Origin of the sequence: Pseudonocardia sp. ICBG1293 (assembly GCF_020131355.1) — a bacterium.
Taxonomy (GTDB): Bacteria; Actinomycetota; Actinomycetes; order Mycobacteriales; family Pseudonocardiaceae; genus Pseudonocardia.
Map to the genome: position 1 here is coordinate 19,101 of NZ_JAHLEL010000068.1, position 14,365 is coordinate 33,465.

11 protein-coding genes are annotated in these 14,365 nt (G+C 67.9%); 4 read left to right on the plus strand and 7 right to left on the minus strand.

Going from position 1 to position 14,365, the window contains the following annotated elements:
- Positions 1-156: 156 nt before the first annotated feature.
- The 3 genes from KPF47_RS35665 to KPF47_RS35675 form a co-directional block, all read right to left on the minus strand.
- Entirely contained in the window at positions 157-429 is a 273-nt protein-coding gene (locus KPF47_RS35665) for a hypothetical protein (RefSeq protein ID WP_224389010.1), read from the minus strand.
- Positions 430-637: 208 nt separating this feature from the next.
- Positions 638-1,051 (minus strand): hypothetical protein, encoded by a 414-nt coding sequence (locus KPF47_RS35670; RefSeq protein ID WP_224389009.1) that lies wholly within the window; start codon positions 1,049-1,051, stop codon positions 638-640.
- Complete coding sequence (locus KPF47_RS35675) at positions 1,045-2,286, minus strand: acetylxylan esterase (protein ID WP_224389050.1); 1,242 nt, start codon at positions 2,284-2,286, stop codon at positions 1,045-1,047. Before KPF47_RS35675 ends, KPF47_RS35670 begins: the two co-directional genes overlap by 7 nt.
- Before the next feature lie 132 nt (positions 2,287-2,418).
- Here KPF47_RS35675 and KPF47_RS39460 point away from each other — a divergent pair, with 132 nt between their 5' ends.
- Positions 2,419-2,550 (plus strand): hypothetical protein, encoded by a 132-nt coding sequence (locus tag KPF47_RS39460; RefSeq protein ID WP_255659576.1) that lies wholly within the window; start codon positions 2,419-2,421, stop codon positions 2,548-2,550.
- Positions 2,551-2,729: 179 nt separating this feature from the next.
- Positions 2,730-5,732 carry a Tn3 family transposase gene (locus KPF47_RS35680; protein WP_224386186.1) on the plus strand — a complete coding sequence of 1,001 codons (3,003 nt, stop codon included), beginning with the start codon at positions 2,730-2,732 and terminating at the stop codon, positions 5,730-5,732.
- 223 nt (positions 5,733-5,955) lie between these two features.
- On the opposite strand, the gene KPF47_RS35685 is transcribed toward KPF47_RS35680, so the two are convergent.
- Genes KPF47_RS35685 through KPF47_RS35695 form a run of 3 tightly spaced genes read right to left on the minus strand, consistent with a single transcriptional unit; the run spans position 5,956 to position 9,127 of the window.
- Complete coding sequence (locus KPF47_RS35685; RefSeq protein WP_224389030.1) at positions 5,956-7,590, minus strand: hypothetical protein; 1,635 nt, start codon at positions 7,588-7,590, stop codon at positions 5,956-5,958.
- Complete coding sequence (locus tag KPF47_RS35690; protein WP_224389029.1) at positions 7,587-8,831, minus strand: hypothetical protein; 1,245 nt, start codon at positions 8,829-8,831, stop codon at positions 7,587-7,589. Before KPF47_RS35690 ends, KPF47_RS35685 begins: the two co-directional genes overlap by 4 nt.
- Positions 8,828-9,127, minus strand: a complete 300-nt coding sequence (locus tag KPF47_RS35695) for a hypothetical protein (RefSeq protein ID WP_224389028.1) — start codon at positions 9,125-9,127, stop codon at positions 8,828-8,830. The genes KPF47_RS35690 and KPF47_RS35695 overlap by 4 nt, the downstream gene beginning before the upstream one ends.
- Positions 9,128-10,110: 983 nt before the next feature.
- On the opposite strand from KPF47_RS35695, the gene KPF47_RS35700 reads away from it, so the two are divergent.
- On the plus strand, positions 10,111-11,343 hold the full coding sequence (locus KPF47_RS35700) for a hypothetical protein (RefSeq protein ID WP_224389049.1): 1,233 nt from the start codon (positions 10,111-10,113) through the stop codon (positions 11,341-11,343).
- A gap of 1,108 nt (positions 11,344-12,451) precedes the next feature.
- Complete coding sequence (locus tag KPF47_RS35710) at positions 12,452-13,552, plus strand: IS110 family transposase (RefSeq protein ID WP_224392909.1); 1,101 nt, start codon at positions 12,452-12,454, stop codon at positions 13,550-13,552.
- Positions 13,553-13,610: 58 nt separating this feature from the next.
- On the opposite strand, the gene KPF47_RS35715 is transcribed toward KPF47_RS35710, so the two are convergent.
- On the minus strand, positions 13,611-14,270 hold the full coding sequence (locus tag KPF47_RS35715) for an SMI1/KNR4 family protein (RefSeq protein WP_224392897.1): 660 nt from the start codon (positions 14,268-14,270) through the stop codon (positions 13,611-13,613).
- Positions 14,271-14,365 lie beyond the last annotated feature (95 nt).

Below are 14,365 nucleotides of genomic sequence, written 5' to 3' on the forward strand. Positions count from 1 at the left end.
CAACCGAGTCGGATGCTCGTGGTGGGGCTGCGGCGCCTTGGCTCTGGCAAAAGACAAGGGCGGCGCAGTCATTGCTTGAGTGCAGACGGTAGCGGGTCGAGTCCCGACGGGATCGCCCGCTACCGCCTGCCCCAGGATCACGCGGATCCACCGGCCCTACGCCGCCCGCGCCGTAGCTGGCCCCACACGGCCCGCAGCGGCGCTGTCACCCGAGTTGATCGGGTCGCTGTCGAGACATCCCGCCGCGCGGTAGTCGTCCTCGACTGCTTCGAGATCCTGTCGCCCGGCGGCGGTGGGCGTGAGCCAGTAGGTCGCACAGTCCCCGCAGACCAGCGCCTCTACCTGGCCGAGCATCAGCGCCCGCGGCGCTTGTGTGCAGGTCGGGCACCGGTAGCTGCTGGTGGCGTCGTCCCACCGCAGACCGCTCACGTCGGTCATCCTGGGGCCGTTCGGGAAAGTCGAGTAGTTGTTCATGCTGCTGTGTCTCCGTTGCTGTCGTGTCGTGCCTGTCGTCGGGGTGGTGTGAAGCCGCGTTCGCCGAGGCGCCAGGTCAGCTGCCCGGTCGTGTACTCGCGATCGCTGTCGGAGCCGCGCGCGGAATGCGGTGGTGTCGACCAGGTGCGCCGTCACGTGGCCGTCAGCGACCAGGACCCCGCGCTGATCGCGCGCAGCCACGATGAAGTGACATCGGTGACTGGTGGTGCTGATGCGTCGTGCGGTGACGTGGAGGCGGTCTTCCGGGGATCGACGGCGCCCGATGCGCCACCTCGACCCGGGTGCCGACCGGTGTCTGCCCGGCCTGGGCGTGGCGTCGGAGGTAGGTCAGGCACGGTGCTTCGAGGAGGCCGACGAGGTAGCCGGTGGCGAACACTGCTTCTCCGGTCCGGAACGCCCAGAGGCGCGGGTGCAGGTCGGGGACGAGCTGGTCGTGCGGGACGACGTAGATCAGCGACGCGGTGTCGTCGCGGTCGTCGCGGGTGTCGGCGCTGACGTCCGCGGTGGTTCGGTCGTGCCCGATCGTGGTGGGTTGCGGTCGGGTGGTGGTCACCATCGGAAGAGGTCTCCGTGCAGGTAGAAGCGCCAGTCGTCGGTAGTGAGGCCGTGGGCGCCGGTGCGCAGGTGGTAGGACATGCCCGGCCCGCGATAGGCCCGGTCCGTCGGCGGCGGCCAGGTACTGTCGGGGAGTCCGGTGCCGGGCAGTCCGTAGAGCGCCCACACCGGTTCAGCTGTTCGGTAGGCGGCGTGTTCGCCCTGCGGGTCCGCCGTGACGTCGTCGGTGGCGGAGGCGACGACCAGGCGGCCGGGCGCGATCAGCGCGAGGAGTTGGTGCTGGTCGACCGGCAGCGCGTCGGGGCGGCCGGCGTAGGTGCGGTAGGCGGGTGGGAACCAGTGCGGGAACGCGCTGGTCAGGGCGTCGATGGACTCGCCTCGTCCGGTGTCAGCGAGCTTCGCCCCGGCGGCGCCGGAGTTGTTGGAGATCACGACCGGGAACCGCGGGTCCTGGGCGCCGGCCCACAGCGCGGCCTTGCCGCTGCGGGAGTGCCCGATCACCGCAACCCGTGCCGGGTCGACACCGGACCGGGTGGCGTCGTCGGTGTGCAGGTAGTCCAGGGCGCGGGACGCGGCCCAGGCCCACGCGGCGATCGTGCGCCCCGCGGTGTCGGGCAGCTCGGTGCCCGCCGGGTGGAAGGCGCTGATGACGCCGTCCCGGTAGCGGTCGAGGTCGTCCGGTGCGACCTCGACCGCATCCAGGACGGCGAGCGCGTGACCAGCACCGGTGATCTGGGCGATCGGCGCGTAGTCGCTGTCCGAGCCGGTGTCGGTGACGGCGCCGCGGTGATCGATCAGCAAGAATGTCCCGTGGACTTCTCGCTCGACTTCTCGCGCGGTGGGTGTGAACAGGCGCAGGGTGAACCGGGCCGCCCCGACCGGGCCGGTCACTTCGATGACGATCTTCTTCCCGACCGCCCCGTCGTCAGTGGCGCCGAGGTCGGTGACGTCGAAGGTCATGTCGTCCGGGGCGGGCAGCGGGTGGCCGTAGACGTGTTCACCGAACGCCTCGAGGAGCTGCGGGCGGTGTTGGGTCTCCCACGCACCGAGGGTGTCGGGATGTGACCCGCCGGTAACCAGTGGGTTGCCCGGTAGGTCCGGATCACCGCTAGTGTCGGGTTCCGGATCCGACGTGCGGGTCGTGTTGTGGGGTGTCGTCGTCACCGCGGTCGTGGTGCCGGGCCGGGGATCGGCGCGGGTGCCGGCGCCGCCGAGGCCGGCACCCGCGCAGACCACCACCGCCACAACAACGCCAGCGACTGCGCTGGCTCGGGTGGTGGCGCGACTGACACTACGGGCCAGTAGCACGCTGCTACGCGGGGAAGGTGAGTCGTGGGGAGTCGGGCGCAACGTCGGAAGACGGCGCGGGTGGTGGAGCGGCGTAGTAAGAGGTCATTTCAGAACGAGGTCGACGTGTCTGTTGTAGACGACAAGCGGCTATCTGACCTGCCGTTTGATCTGTCGTCGAGGGGTCAATGGAAACTCGACAAGTCGTTCTGAAACGACCTCTAAGCAGATCGACCGGGTGCGGTTGAGCGGGCGTGCGGCTGCTGAGGATGTTGTCGAGCATCTGGGGGTCGCCGTAGTATCCGGGAATAATCGGGCGGATATGGCTGGGTAGGCTCCTGACCAGGGGGTTTCTGGGGTTCTGGTCGGGAGGTTGTCGGGTGGTCGCTCCGGTGTTCACAGACGTCGAGCTGGAGAGGCTGCGGCGGTTCCCGGAGATCGGCCGGGAGGAGTTGTTCCGGTTCTTCACGCTGGCCCCGGCGGACGTTGCGTTTGTTGATCCCGGTCGGGGCCGGGGCGCGGCGGATCGGCTGGGTCTGGCGGTCGCGGTGTGCTCGTTGTCGTGGTTGGGGTTCGTGCCGGATGAGGTGGCGTCGGCGCCGCAGGCGGCGGTGGTGCGCCTGGCTGAGCAGTTGCGCGTGGATCCGGCCGTGATCGGTTCGTATGGGCGCCGGGCGAAGACCCGCACCGAGCATCTTCGGCTGGCGGCGCAGTATCTGGGGTGGCGGCCGCCGACGACGCTGGAGATCAAGGAGCTCGACGAGTTCCTGCTGGCGCGGGCGATGGAGCATGATTCGCCGACGCTGCTGTTCCGGCTGGCGTGCGAGTTCCTGATCTCGGCGCGGGTGATCCGGCCGGGACCGGTGACGGTGGTCAAGCGGGTCGCCCACGCCCGCGAGGTGGCCCGGCAGGAGACGTTCGACCGGTTGGCGCACGAGTTCACCGACGCCCGCCGCGTCGGGCTGGACGGGCTGCTGGTGGTGGATTCGGAGATCGGGATGACCCGGCTGCGGTGGCTGGGGAAGGGGCCGGTGGAGGCCTCGCCCGCGGCGGTGAAGGCCGAGATCGCGAAGCTGGAGTTCCTGCGCGGAATGGACGCCCACGCGTTGGACCTGTCGGTGCTGCCGGCCGAACGCCGCCGGTTCCTGGCCACGGTCGGTCGCCGCCTCACCGCCCAAGCGCTGGAACGGCGGGAGCCGGAACGCCGGTACCCGATCTTGCTGACGTTGCTGGCCCAGTCGGCGACCGAGGTGCTCGACGAGGTGGTGGCGCTGTTCGACCAGGCGCTCTCGGCGCGGGAGAGCAAGGCCGCGCACAGGATGCGGGACTATCTGGCCGAACGCGCCAAGTCCGGGGAGGACCGCCAGGAGCTTCTGGACGCGATCTTGGCCATCGTGGCCGACCCGGCGGTGCCGGACGGCGATGTCGGCGGTCTGATCCGGGGCGAGCGGGTCGGCTGGGACCGGCTGCGTTCGGCGCAGTCGAGCGCGTTGCCGCCGCTGCCGCGCGATCACGGGCACCTCGCCGCGCTGGACGGCTCGTACGGGTACCTGCGCCAGTTCACCCCGAACGTCCTCGACGCCGTGACCTTCGCCGGCGGCACCGCCGCGGCCGAGCTGCTGGAGGCGGTGGCGATCCTGCGGGAGCTCAACGCCACCGGCGCCCGCAAGGTCCCCGACGACGCGCCGAGCGGGTTCGTCCCGGCCCGCTTCCGCGGCTACCTGGACACCGCCGCGGCGAACCGCAGCGCGACGGCGTATCGGCATTACTGGGAGCTGTGCGTGCTGCTGGCCCTGCGGGACGGGCTGCGCACCGGGGACGTGTTCGTGCCGGGCAGCCGCCGTTACTCCGACCCGGCCGCCTACCTGCTCACCGAGGACAAGTGGGCGGATCAGCGGGCGGAGTTCTGCCGACTGGTCGGCAAACCCTCCGACGCCGCCACCGGCCTGGCCGAGGCCGAAGACGAGCTGCACACCGCGCTGGGCAAGCTGGAAACGACGCTCGCCCACGGCGACGGCCCGGTCCGCCTGGACGACGACGGCGATCTGGTGATCTCCCCGCTGACCGCGGAGGACATCCCGGCCGAGGCGAGAGCGTTGAAGGCGGAGCTGACCGAGATGCTGCCGTTCGCGCCGATCGTGTCGCTGCTGATCGAGATGGACAAGCGCACCGGGTTCCTGGACTGCTTCACCCACGCCGGCGGCAAGCAGGCCCGCACGCGCGAGCTGAAGCGGAACCTGATCGCGGTGTTGCTCGCCCAGTCCACCAACCTCGGGCTCACACGGATGGCGGACGCGTGCGGGATCTCCTACGACATCCTGGCCTGGACCGCCGAGTGGTACGTACGGGAGGAAACGCTGCGGGCGGCGAACCTGGCGCTGATCGGCTACCACCAGCGCCTGCCGCTGACCCCGGTGTTCGGCACCGGCACGCTGTCCTCTTCGGACGGTCAGCGGTTCCCGACGCGAGGTAAGTCGGTCACCGCCAGGGCTCTGAGCAGGTATTTTGCGCACGAGGGCCTGTCGACCTACACGCACGTGACCGATCAGCATACCACCTACGGCACGAAGATCATCGTCGCCACGAAACGCGAGGCGCACTACGTCCTGGACGAGATCCTCGGCAACGCGACCGACATCCCGATCACCGAGCACGCCACCGACACGCACGGCGTCACCCTGGTCAACTTCGGGCTGTTCGACCTGCTCGGGTTGCAGCTCTCACCGCGGATCCGGGACCTGGGCAAGATCACTCTCTACCGGACGGGTGCGAAGGCGGCGGCCGAGACGGCGTTCCCCCTGACGGGGCCGCTGTTGGCTCGCAAGCTCAACACCGACCTGATCGCCGAGCACTGGGACGACCTGCTGCGCCTGGCCGGGTCGCTGAAGTTCGGGCACGCCACCGCATCGCTACTGGTCGGGAAACTCTCGGCGTCCGGGCGGCAGAACGCGCTCGCCGCGGCGCTCAAGGAGTACGGCGCGCTGCGCAGAACCGTCTACACCGCCCGGTACCTGTCCGATCCGGCCTACCGGCGCAAGATCTCCCGGCAGCTGAACAAGGGCGAGTCGCTGCACGCGCTCAAGCGGGACCTGCTCTACGCCCACGAGGGCATGATCCGCGCCCGACACCTGGAGGGACAGACCGAGCAGGCGTGGTGCCTCACCCTCGTCACCAACGCCGTGGTCACCTGGACGACCGAGTACTACGGCCTGGCCGTCGAGCAGATGCGCGCCGCCGGTCGCCGCATCGACGACGAGGTCCTGGCCCACATCTCCCCGGCCCACTCGGAGAACATCAACTTCTTCGGCGCCATCGAGGTCGACATCGACGGCGAACTCGCCCAACTCAGCCCGACCGGCTACCGACCACTACGTGTCCGCGACACCCTGTTCTGATCAGGTTCGCCGTCCTCACGACGCGACGCCCCCGTCATCGGGCAAGTTTCACTCACTGGCCAGCCACCACAGCACCCATCGTCGCTGCTCAGACCCACTGTCGTCTCTGGCAGCGCACTCCGTGGCCACTGCTGTCGAGACGAGTCCATGGTCGCTTCCGCCTCGATAGATTGAGACACGCGATAATCGCGGCTTATCTGACCTATCCCCACGAACCACGAGGTCACAGCCCTGCATCCTCCATATCCGCCCGAAAAATTCCGGATACTACGGCGCCCCCGACAGGGGAGACGAACAGCTCCTGACACTCATCGATCACGACCACACGCGGGCGCATCGACCGATCGCTGGTGGCGAGCTTCCGCGTCAGCTTCGGCTCGCCTGCCGCGGACAGCTTCCGTCCTCGTTGCGACAGCTCCGACATCAATGCCTTGAGCCCGTCGAGGACCGTCGGCACCTCGTCCGGGTCGTCGGAGACGAACAGCGTTCGGGCGACCGGCGCGAACGGGTCGTAGTCGGCGTTGTGGGCCATGCAGTAGATGTCGATCTCGACCAGCGGGTCCAACACGGCCCCGGCCAGGGCGGTGATGATGAGGGTGGACTTGCCCGATCCCATCATCCCGGCGACGCCCCAGTTGCTCCCGAACAGTCGCGCGTTCACCACGTTCGCCCGCGGGTCGACGCTGACCGGGACGCCGGTGAAGTAGTCGGTCGTCCCCTCGGTGAGCAGCGGCCACGGCGCCACCGGCCTGGTCAACGAGCCCTGGTCGGCGACCCACAGGTCCAGCACCCCCGGCTGGTCGCGCGGCTCGGTCGGCCACACCTCCACCGGCAGGCGGAGCAGGTTGTGGGCCAAGACGTCCTTGCGTCGGTTGAGCATGTCCACGGTGACGCCCTCGGGGAGCAGGAACTGGCAGTGCCAGCCGCGGCCGTCGTGGACGGGTGGCTGGATCCAGCGCGGCTGCCATCCGGCCTTGAACTTCGCGTTCAGCGCGCCCATGCCCAGGTGGCGCAGCGCGTTGACCACCGCCCGCTCGTCCGGGATCACGTCCCGACCGCCGGTGTCGTCCTCGCCGGGGGGTGCGACCCAGGTCGGGACCTCGGTCCGGGCCCGGCCGAGCGCCCACAACCCGATCACCATCCCAGCCAGGGCAACAGCACCGAGCAGGGAGGCGTAGATGGTCACGAACATGACCACCCACGCGACCGCGTCGATCACCCCGACGATCGGGGCGACGACCAGGGACACATCGCGTGCGGCGATCGCGAGGACGACACCGAGGCCGACCAGCAGGCCCAGCACGCCCAGGACAGCGGTCCCGGCGGCACGGACCCAGGCCAGGGGGGCGTTGACCCAGTCCATGACCCGCCCGTGACGGCGGGCCTTTTCGGCGGTGTCGCGGGCCTCCCACTCCAACAGGCGCTCGTGGTCGCAGGCGGCCTCAGCAGCGCGCATCTGACGCTCGTAGCGGGTGGTGCCGTGGGTGTCCCGCCACCGCGACACCAACACACCGGCCCCGGAGAACACGAACCACGTGTTCCTGACCAGGCCTTTCGCCGTCGACACCGCTGTCGTCGAGGTGGCTACAGTGACGGCATGCCGTCGTGCCGTCACGACGTCATGACGGTAGAGGCCCTGCCGCGACACCACCCCAGTCCCCGGCGCCCTGGAGGTCGTGGTGTCTGTCTGCGGGCCGCAGGCCACGATCTCGCCCTCGACCACCACCGGCTGGTCGGTGTTGTCGGTGCGGTGGTGTAGAGAGATGACCGGCGCCAGCTCGTCCCCTGATGACGCGTGGTGGGCTGGGCTGGCGCCGCCCACCTTCTCGTTCTTCCCCCGGCCGTCGTCGCGGTTCATCGCGCGCCCCCGGCGGGCTCATCACGGAGCTGGCGTGCCCGCTGTGCCGAGCAGCGCAGGGTGCGGCGGATCGACTCGGCCGAACACGGGTCGACCCGGCCGTCGGCGACCGCGGCCCGGAGCAGCCGTCGAAGATCATCCAGGCTGCGGGGAGTCGGCCCGGTTTCACGATCATGGTCGGGGTCGACTCCTAGGGTCGACGATGATCTTGGGTGGGTCGACTGTCGCAGGTCAGGCCTCGACTCCCGATCCGGCTCCTCCGGCGTGCGGTCGAGGACGGCGACACCCCCGCCATGATCATCGTCGAGGTGCGGGTCGACCCCAGAGTCGAGGCCCGGGTCGTGGTCGGTGGTGAGCTGCGAGCCGCCGTATCCCGCGCTCTCGATCAGGGCGGCGAGGGCCGAGTCCCAGTCATCCGCGATGCCGCTATGAGGGGCCGGCGTGGCCGGTCGTCTCGGCGCCGTCGTTGCGGCGAGAGCCCGGCGGCTCACCTGGAAAATGCCGGTGCGGTAGGTCAGGGCGGCGGTCCCGTCCGGGCTGATGACCGCGACCGCGTCGGCGATGGCGAGGCGTCGCGCGCGGTCGGTCTTCGCCGCCACCAGCGTCTCCAGTCGCGCCGTGCGGCGTTCGGCTCGCGAGCGCGGTGCTCCGGCCAGGGTGAGCTGGTGGGCGAGCACTCCGGCGATCGAGACGACCGCCATCACCACAGCGGCGGTGACGCCCTGGTGGAGGCCGTGGAGCAGGTTCATCGAGGCGGCGACCAGGGAGAACAGCACCACCCCGGCCTGCAACCCGGTCACCGGGCGCTCCGGGGCCTGGTGTCGTGAGGCGACGACGGCGAGAGCGAAGACCCACATGCCCAGCTCCGTGATCCCGGCCAGGAGGACGCCGAGCGGTCCGTAGAGGTGGGCGCCGTAGGCGGCCATCGCCGGAGCCGCCAGGCAGAAGGACAGCAGCGCGATCGGGTAGATGAGCAGTTCGACGATGTGGGCGGAGGCCCAGGTCAGAGCCCTAGAACGTGCTGCGGCACGTGCGGATGCACGTTCGGTCCGTCGGCGGTCGGCCGCGGCCCGGTCAGCCCGGGTCCTTTCCCCGCGGGCGGTCTCGATCTCCAGGCGGCGCCGCGCAGCAGCGTCAGCGGCCTCGCGGGCGAGGCGGGCCTCCAGGGCGCGGGTCTCGCGCCGCTCGGCCGCCCGTGCTGCAGCCCACGAGTAGTTCGAGGAAGAGGATGTGGTGGTCACGCCTCGGCCCTCCCCGCACCCATCTGACCAGCCGAAACCTGCCCAGCGGGCGTTACAGCGGCCGGTGAGACGGCGTCTGCGGGGCACTGTTCGGCCCGCGGAGAAGAAGCCGGGGCGAGGCGGCGGGCACGCCGCAGGCGCAGCTCAGCGGCGATCCACCAGCCGACCGTGAAGCCGAGCGGGGCGGTGAACCACCAGGTCAGCCACATGGTCGCCCCACCGAGGGCGGCGACGACAGCGATCTCGACGGCCCGGTCAGCGATCGCGGCTACGGTCCGGCGAAGTGACGCGTTCATGCCGCCTCACCACCCGCGATAACCGGCTGGCCAGCGGAAACGGCCACAGGCCGGCGGGCCGGGAACGGAAACAGTCGTGCCGTGTCCGGCTCGTCTGACGGCCCGTCAGGCTCGTCGGAGCCGTGGAGGAGGTCGCCGTAGAGACGGTCGATGACCTGTTCGGTCAACCCATCCGGGAACCATCCGCACCCGTGAACCCCCAGGTCAGAGCCGGGATCGGGATCGTGAGCGGGTGGATCGAAGGGAGAAACCCCGTGCCGGGGTAGAGACACACGGATGCCAAGGGCAGCATGGCCCATAGCCGACCACCTATTCGTGTAGGTCGTTCGGTTAGGTCACCCCCCCGGTTCACAAGGCCGGAGCGGCGACCGCAGCCCGCCGGGCGGCGAGGTCGCCTAACCAGCAACTCACGCCCCCGGCGGGCCTGTCAAGCACCGATCCTGAACCGGCCTGAACCGGCCTGAACCCCCGCGGCTTCTGTCACGGAACGTGACGAATAGCTTGCGACCTCCCATCTTGAACTGTTTCCACTGGTCAGACTGCGCTCAGGGCGGTCTTCGGCTCATGTGAGCGTGCGGTTCGTTGAGGGGGTGTGACGGGTTGACCCGTCACACCCCCTCAACCCGTCACAGGCAAAATCTGGGTCTGACCTGCACAGACGGAAGATCTGTGACGGGTGTGACGGGTTGTGACGGGTTGGGGGTCGTTTCGGGACATCCCCCGGAATCTCACCGTGCGTCACTAGAGTTGGTGGCGGGAAGTATTCGGTTAGTCGCAGCGTGTGCTTATTGCTGGTGGCGTCGTCCGCTGACAGTTGTCCCCCCACCAGCGGGTATCTTTCGACGGTGAAATTGTCGAGAGCGTGGCGGGCTGCGGCCGTTAGCGTGGTGGTCCTTGTGGTCAGTGCGGGTGCTATTTCCGGGGCGGTTGCTGCGGAGCCTTCTGATTCGGTGGTTGTGTCTGTGTCGAAGGGGCCGCGGCCGGTGGAGCCGGAGCCGCCGGGTCCGGATTCATCGGTGGCGGCACCGACTGCTGGCGGGCCGGGTGTGGAGACGTTCCGGACCGGGTCCGGAGAGGATTCTTGGGACGGTTCGTGTAAGTATCTGCACGAGCATTTTGATGAGATTTCCGCGCGGGCGACGGGCGAGGGTGGTATCCCGTGTGTGGAGGTGACTATTCCGCCGCCGTCGGAGAACCACCTTCAGTCGTATGATCTGAATCCCGATGCGTTTGATCTGGTGGCGCATCCGAAGGAGTGTGAGGGGTACACGGATTGGGTGGTGAACCGGACGGCGCAGTGCAAACGGGATCGTGTGAATATCACGATTTTCGAGCAGCGCACGAAGGTCGTGCTGGGCACGTTGAACGTGAACCGCCGTACATTGTCGTACACGAATGCCGGGAATCCGGTGTGGGGTGTGCAGACGACGTTGTCGCTGGCGGGTGCGACGGGTGTCGGCTATGGGGCGTCGGTGCGCGGGTTGGGAACGTGCGGATCTCCGCAACCGGGCGAGATGTCGGAGTGCACGCCTAACGGGCCGAACACGTTCGGGCCGAGTCCGGCGTTGAACCCGAACTTCCCATTCACCGGGGAGACCTACTACCGGAGCACAAAGACCGGACCGGGACAGAGCGGATCGGCCAAGAACACGGTGGACCTGACCTTCACCAACCCGAAGTGGCAGACCCCGGAATTCTCCTCGACGTTCGTGCCGCACCCGGTCCGCTGCGACAACGTGATCAAGGGCCGCGGCCCAGGCTGTGTGGTGCCGAGCCACACCCCCGCGATCGCCTACTCCCGCACCGGGGACGTCAGCGAGCTGGCCCGTCACATCGGTGACGCACAAGCTTCAGGCCTCCCGGGCACGTACCCGTCGGGGCCACCGTTGACCCGGCTCATGGACAAAGACGACGCGAAGGACAACCGAGGCCGGGCCTGCCCACGCACCTACACCCGCCCTGCCGGGCTCAGCTGCGACGAATACCCCTTCGCCTCCAGCTACCAGGGAGCTGAACAAGCCCCGAAGGGGCCGGGCCGCACCTTCCCGTATTGCCAGGTCGCTGACTTGCGACAAGGAATACGTGGCGCCACTGGATACAGTTCGTGCATGATCAATGACGCGCAGAACAAGCAGGGCGGGTCACAGCTCAGCGCGTTCTTCTCAAGGAACCGCGTCATCGACCGGGACGCTTACCGCGTCTGGATTCAACCATGATGTGCTGGCTGCTGGGGAGCTGCACTCAGCGCAGCTCCCCAGCAGCCTTGCGGTATCGCTGCCAGGTGAGGCGTCCGCCGAGAGCGATGGGAGTGAGGCCAGTCTGCTCTTCAGGTGTCTCCGATATGACAGCTTGGAGTGTCGCGCGACTGAGAGCGAGGAAGCTCTTCCAACGGGGAGCGTCGTTCAAGTCAGCATCGACCTTGTCATAGAACACAGCCGCCCCAAACTCCTTTCCCCCTCTGCGGTCGATCATCAGATAGCTACCGCTCTGATCTTCCGCAACTGGCAAAAGAGAAGGAATGAAACCCCCGGTTTGAGAGCCCGCGGGGTCATTCGGGGCAAATAAGTTAGCATCGGCGGCGTCAGCGACGGCTTGGCCAAAGAATCCTCCCCGCGCTTCGGGATCGCTCCTTGGCGGAGGCTGAGATGTTGTTATTAGTGCGATGCAGGATGTCTCCATAGCACCCTCCCAGGCCGATATTATCTCGCTACTAGTAAGAGGGCGAAGACCGGGGAGGAGGTGCCCGCTAGATGTCTGGTCTAGTCCGTCGCACCATTGGTAGAATGCCAGGATGTCTTCAGGCCAGGGGTAGCCTCCCGTGTTCCGCTGAGCAGTACTTAATTTGTCACCCGTAACCGGCTGAAAAATTGAAGAACGAGTCTTTGGTGCGTTTCTTTCACACCACTCGCTGATGACTTCCCATGGGTCCATTACTTCTACCTCCCGTTGACTGAACCTTTCCCAACCTGTTTTCCCTGGTCGGAGGACCTGACGCTCGTAGCGATAGGCTCTGGCGGCGCACCAGAAGGCCGCCGCGGCACCCAGTCGCCGATCCCTCCCGAGGAGCAGGTCAACGCCGCGCTGAAGTGCTGAACGGCCCACCGCACCAGCGGCGAAGGCGGGTTCAACGCGATATCGCGCCCCAGCTCCTCCGATCCGACCCCACCTGACCAGCGAAAACAGGTTGGGAAAGGCTGTGAGACTCCCGTGCAGCTGGCCTGGGGCCGGCTGGCAGGGTCGGTTCTGTGATCTTCGGTCCGAGCGTGGCTCCTGGAAAAGGTGGCCTCGTCCAGCGGGTGCCCGAAGTGAGATCTGCCCGCTCGGATCCGGAGACGCGGCGCCGGCCCTGCCGCTCTCGTCGCCGAGAGCTACGACCTGCTCGTCGGCGTCGACACCCACGCCGCGAGCCACACCTACGCCATCGTCGACGCCGCCACCGGTGCGCTGGTTGAGCACCGAGAGTTCCCGACCAGCCCTGCCGGGTTGCGACGCGCTCAGGACTGGATTGATCGGCGCACCGAATCGGGCACGGTCCTGGTGCTCGTCGACGGCGCCGGTTCCTACGGCGCGGTCCTCACCGAGCAGCTGCTCGCCGCCGGCCTCGATCTGGCCGAGGCCCCCGACATCACCAGACAGGTCCGCCACGCCAGCGGCAAGAGTGACCTCATCGACGCCGCCGAGCTCGCCCGCGCTGCCCGCGGCTTGCAGACCAGCCAGCTCCGCCGACCCCGCCAGGGCGGGGACCGCACGATCCTGCGAGTGCTGTCCGCCGCCCGGGACCAGATGACTGGTGAGCGCACCCGCACGATCAACGCACTCACCGCGCTGCTGCGCACCGTCGACCTCGGAGTCGATGCCCGCCGAGCACTCTCCGCGGCGACGATCGCCACGATCGCGGGCTGGCGCACCAGCACCGCCAGCGCCGCTGGCACCGCGACAGCCCGGACGGTCTGTCGCGGCGAGGCAATCCGCCTGGCTCGCCGGGTTCGCGCTCTCGACACCGAGCTGGCCACCAACCACACCGCGCTCACCGCCGCGGTCAGTGCCCAAGCCCCTGAGCTACTCGAGGTCCGCGGTGTCGGGCCTGTTGTCGCTGCCGTCGTGCTGCAGGCCTGGTCGCATCCTGGACGAGTGCGTTCCGAGGCCGCGTTCGCCGCCCTCGCCGGAGTCGCTCCCCTGCAGGCCTCATCCGGGAACACCCGCCGCCACCGCCTCAACCGGGGTGGTGATCGTCGGCTCAACCGGGCGCTCTACACCATCGCCCTGACCAGGCTCGGTCACGACCAGCGCACCCGCGCCTATCGAGCCCGACGCGCCGCCGAGGGCGCTACCAAACGCGAGATCATCCGCATCCTCAAGCGCTACATCAGCCGCGAACTCTTCCGGCTCCTCAACACCACCCAGACATCCCCGATGACCGCTTGACAGTCATAGAAGCATCTCACTCACTCAGGCACAACTCCACGCACACAACCCGATCCTGTCACTGCCAGGTGAGGCGCCCGCCGAGAGCAATGGGAGTCAAGCCAGTCTGCTCTTCGGACGTCTCCGATATGACAGCTTGAAGTGTCGCGCGACTGAGAGCGAGGAAGCTCTTCCAACGGGGAGCATCGTTCAAGTCAGCATCGACCTTGTCAAAGAACACAGCCGCCCCAAACTCCTTTCCCCCTCTGCGATCGATCATCAGATAACTGCCACTCTGATCCTCTGCCACAGGGAGGAGAGATGGAATGAAGCCGCCAGTTGCAGACCCGGCGAGCTTGTCTGCGTCAAATGACTTTGCAGCTATGGCATCCGCCCCAAGCTGGGCGAAGAAAGTCCCCCGCGCATCCGACTCCTCGAATGACGGCGGAGAAGTTCCTGCCGTCAAGTGATCATAGCTGGAGATCATGTCTTCCTCCCAGGATGACACGATCTCGGCGACCCCGAGAGGACGAAGTCCCGGCAGAATGTAGCCGTTAGGCGTGCGCAATGTCCCGTTGCACCACTCATAAAACGCGAGGACGTCCTCAGGCCAAGGGTATCCGCCAGTTCTTCCCTGTGCGGTATCTAGTTCAAGTGTCGGCCCCCCAGGGAGGACGGCCCTCCCAGTTTCGGGGGCGTTCTCAGCGCACCATTCATAAATCTTTACCCATGGATCCATTTTAGACGGCCTCCTAATTAGCGGGCTCTGATTTCAGCTTGGCCGCGCGAGGGCGCGCAGGCTCGGGTGGGTCCGGTAGCTCAGGGCGCGGCGTC

Bases quoted from the DNA above. Each gene is read 5' to 3' on its own strand.
- KPF47_RS35670 (WP_224389009.1), bottom strand. From the start codon at position 1,051: ATGGTGACCACCACCCGACCGCAACCCACCACGATCGGGCACGACCGA.
- KPF47_RS35685 (WP_224389030.1), bottom strand. From the start codon at position 7,590: ATGAACCGCGACGACGGCCGGGGGAAGAACGAGAAGGTGGGCGGCGCC.
- KPF47_RS35695 (WP_224389028.1), bottom strand. From the start codon at position 9,127: ATGAACGCGTCACTTCGCCGGACCGTAGCCGCGATCGCTGACCGGGCC.
- KPF47_RS35715 (WP_224392897.1), bottom strand. From the start codon at position 14,270: ATGGATCCATGGGTAAAGATTTATGAATGGTGCGCTGAGAACGCCCCC.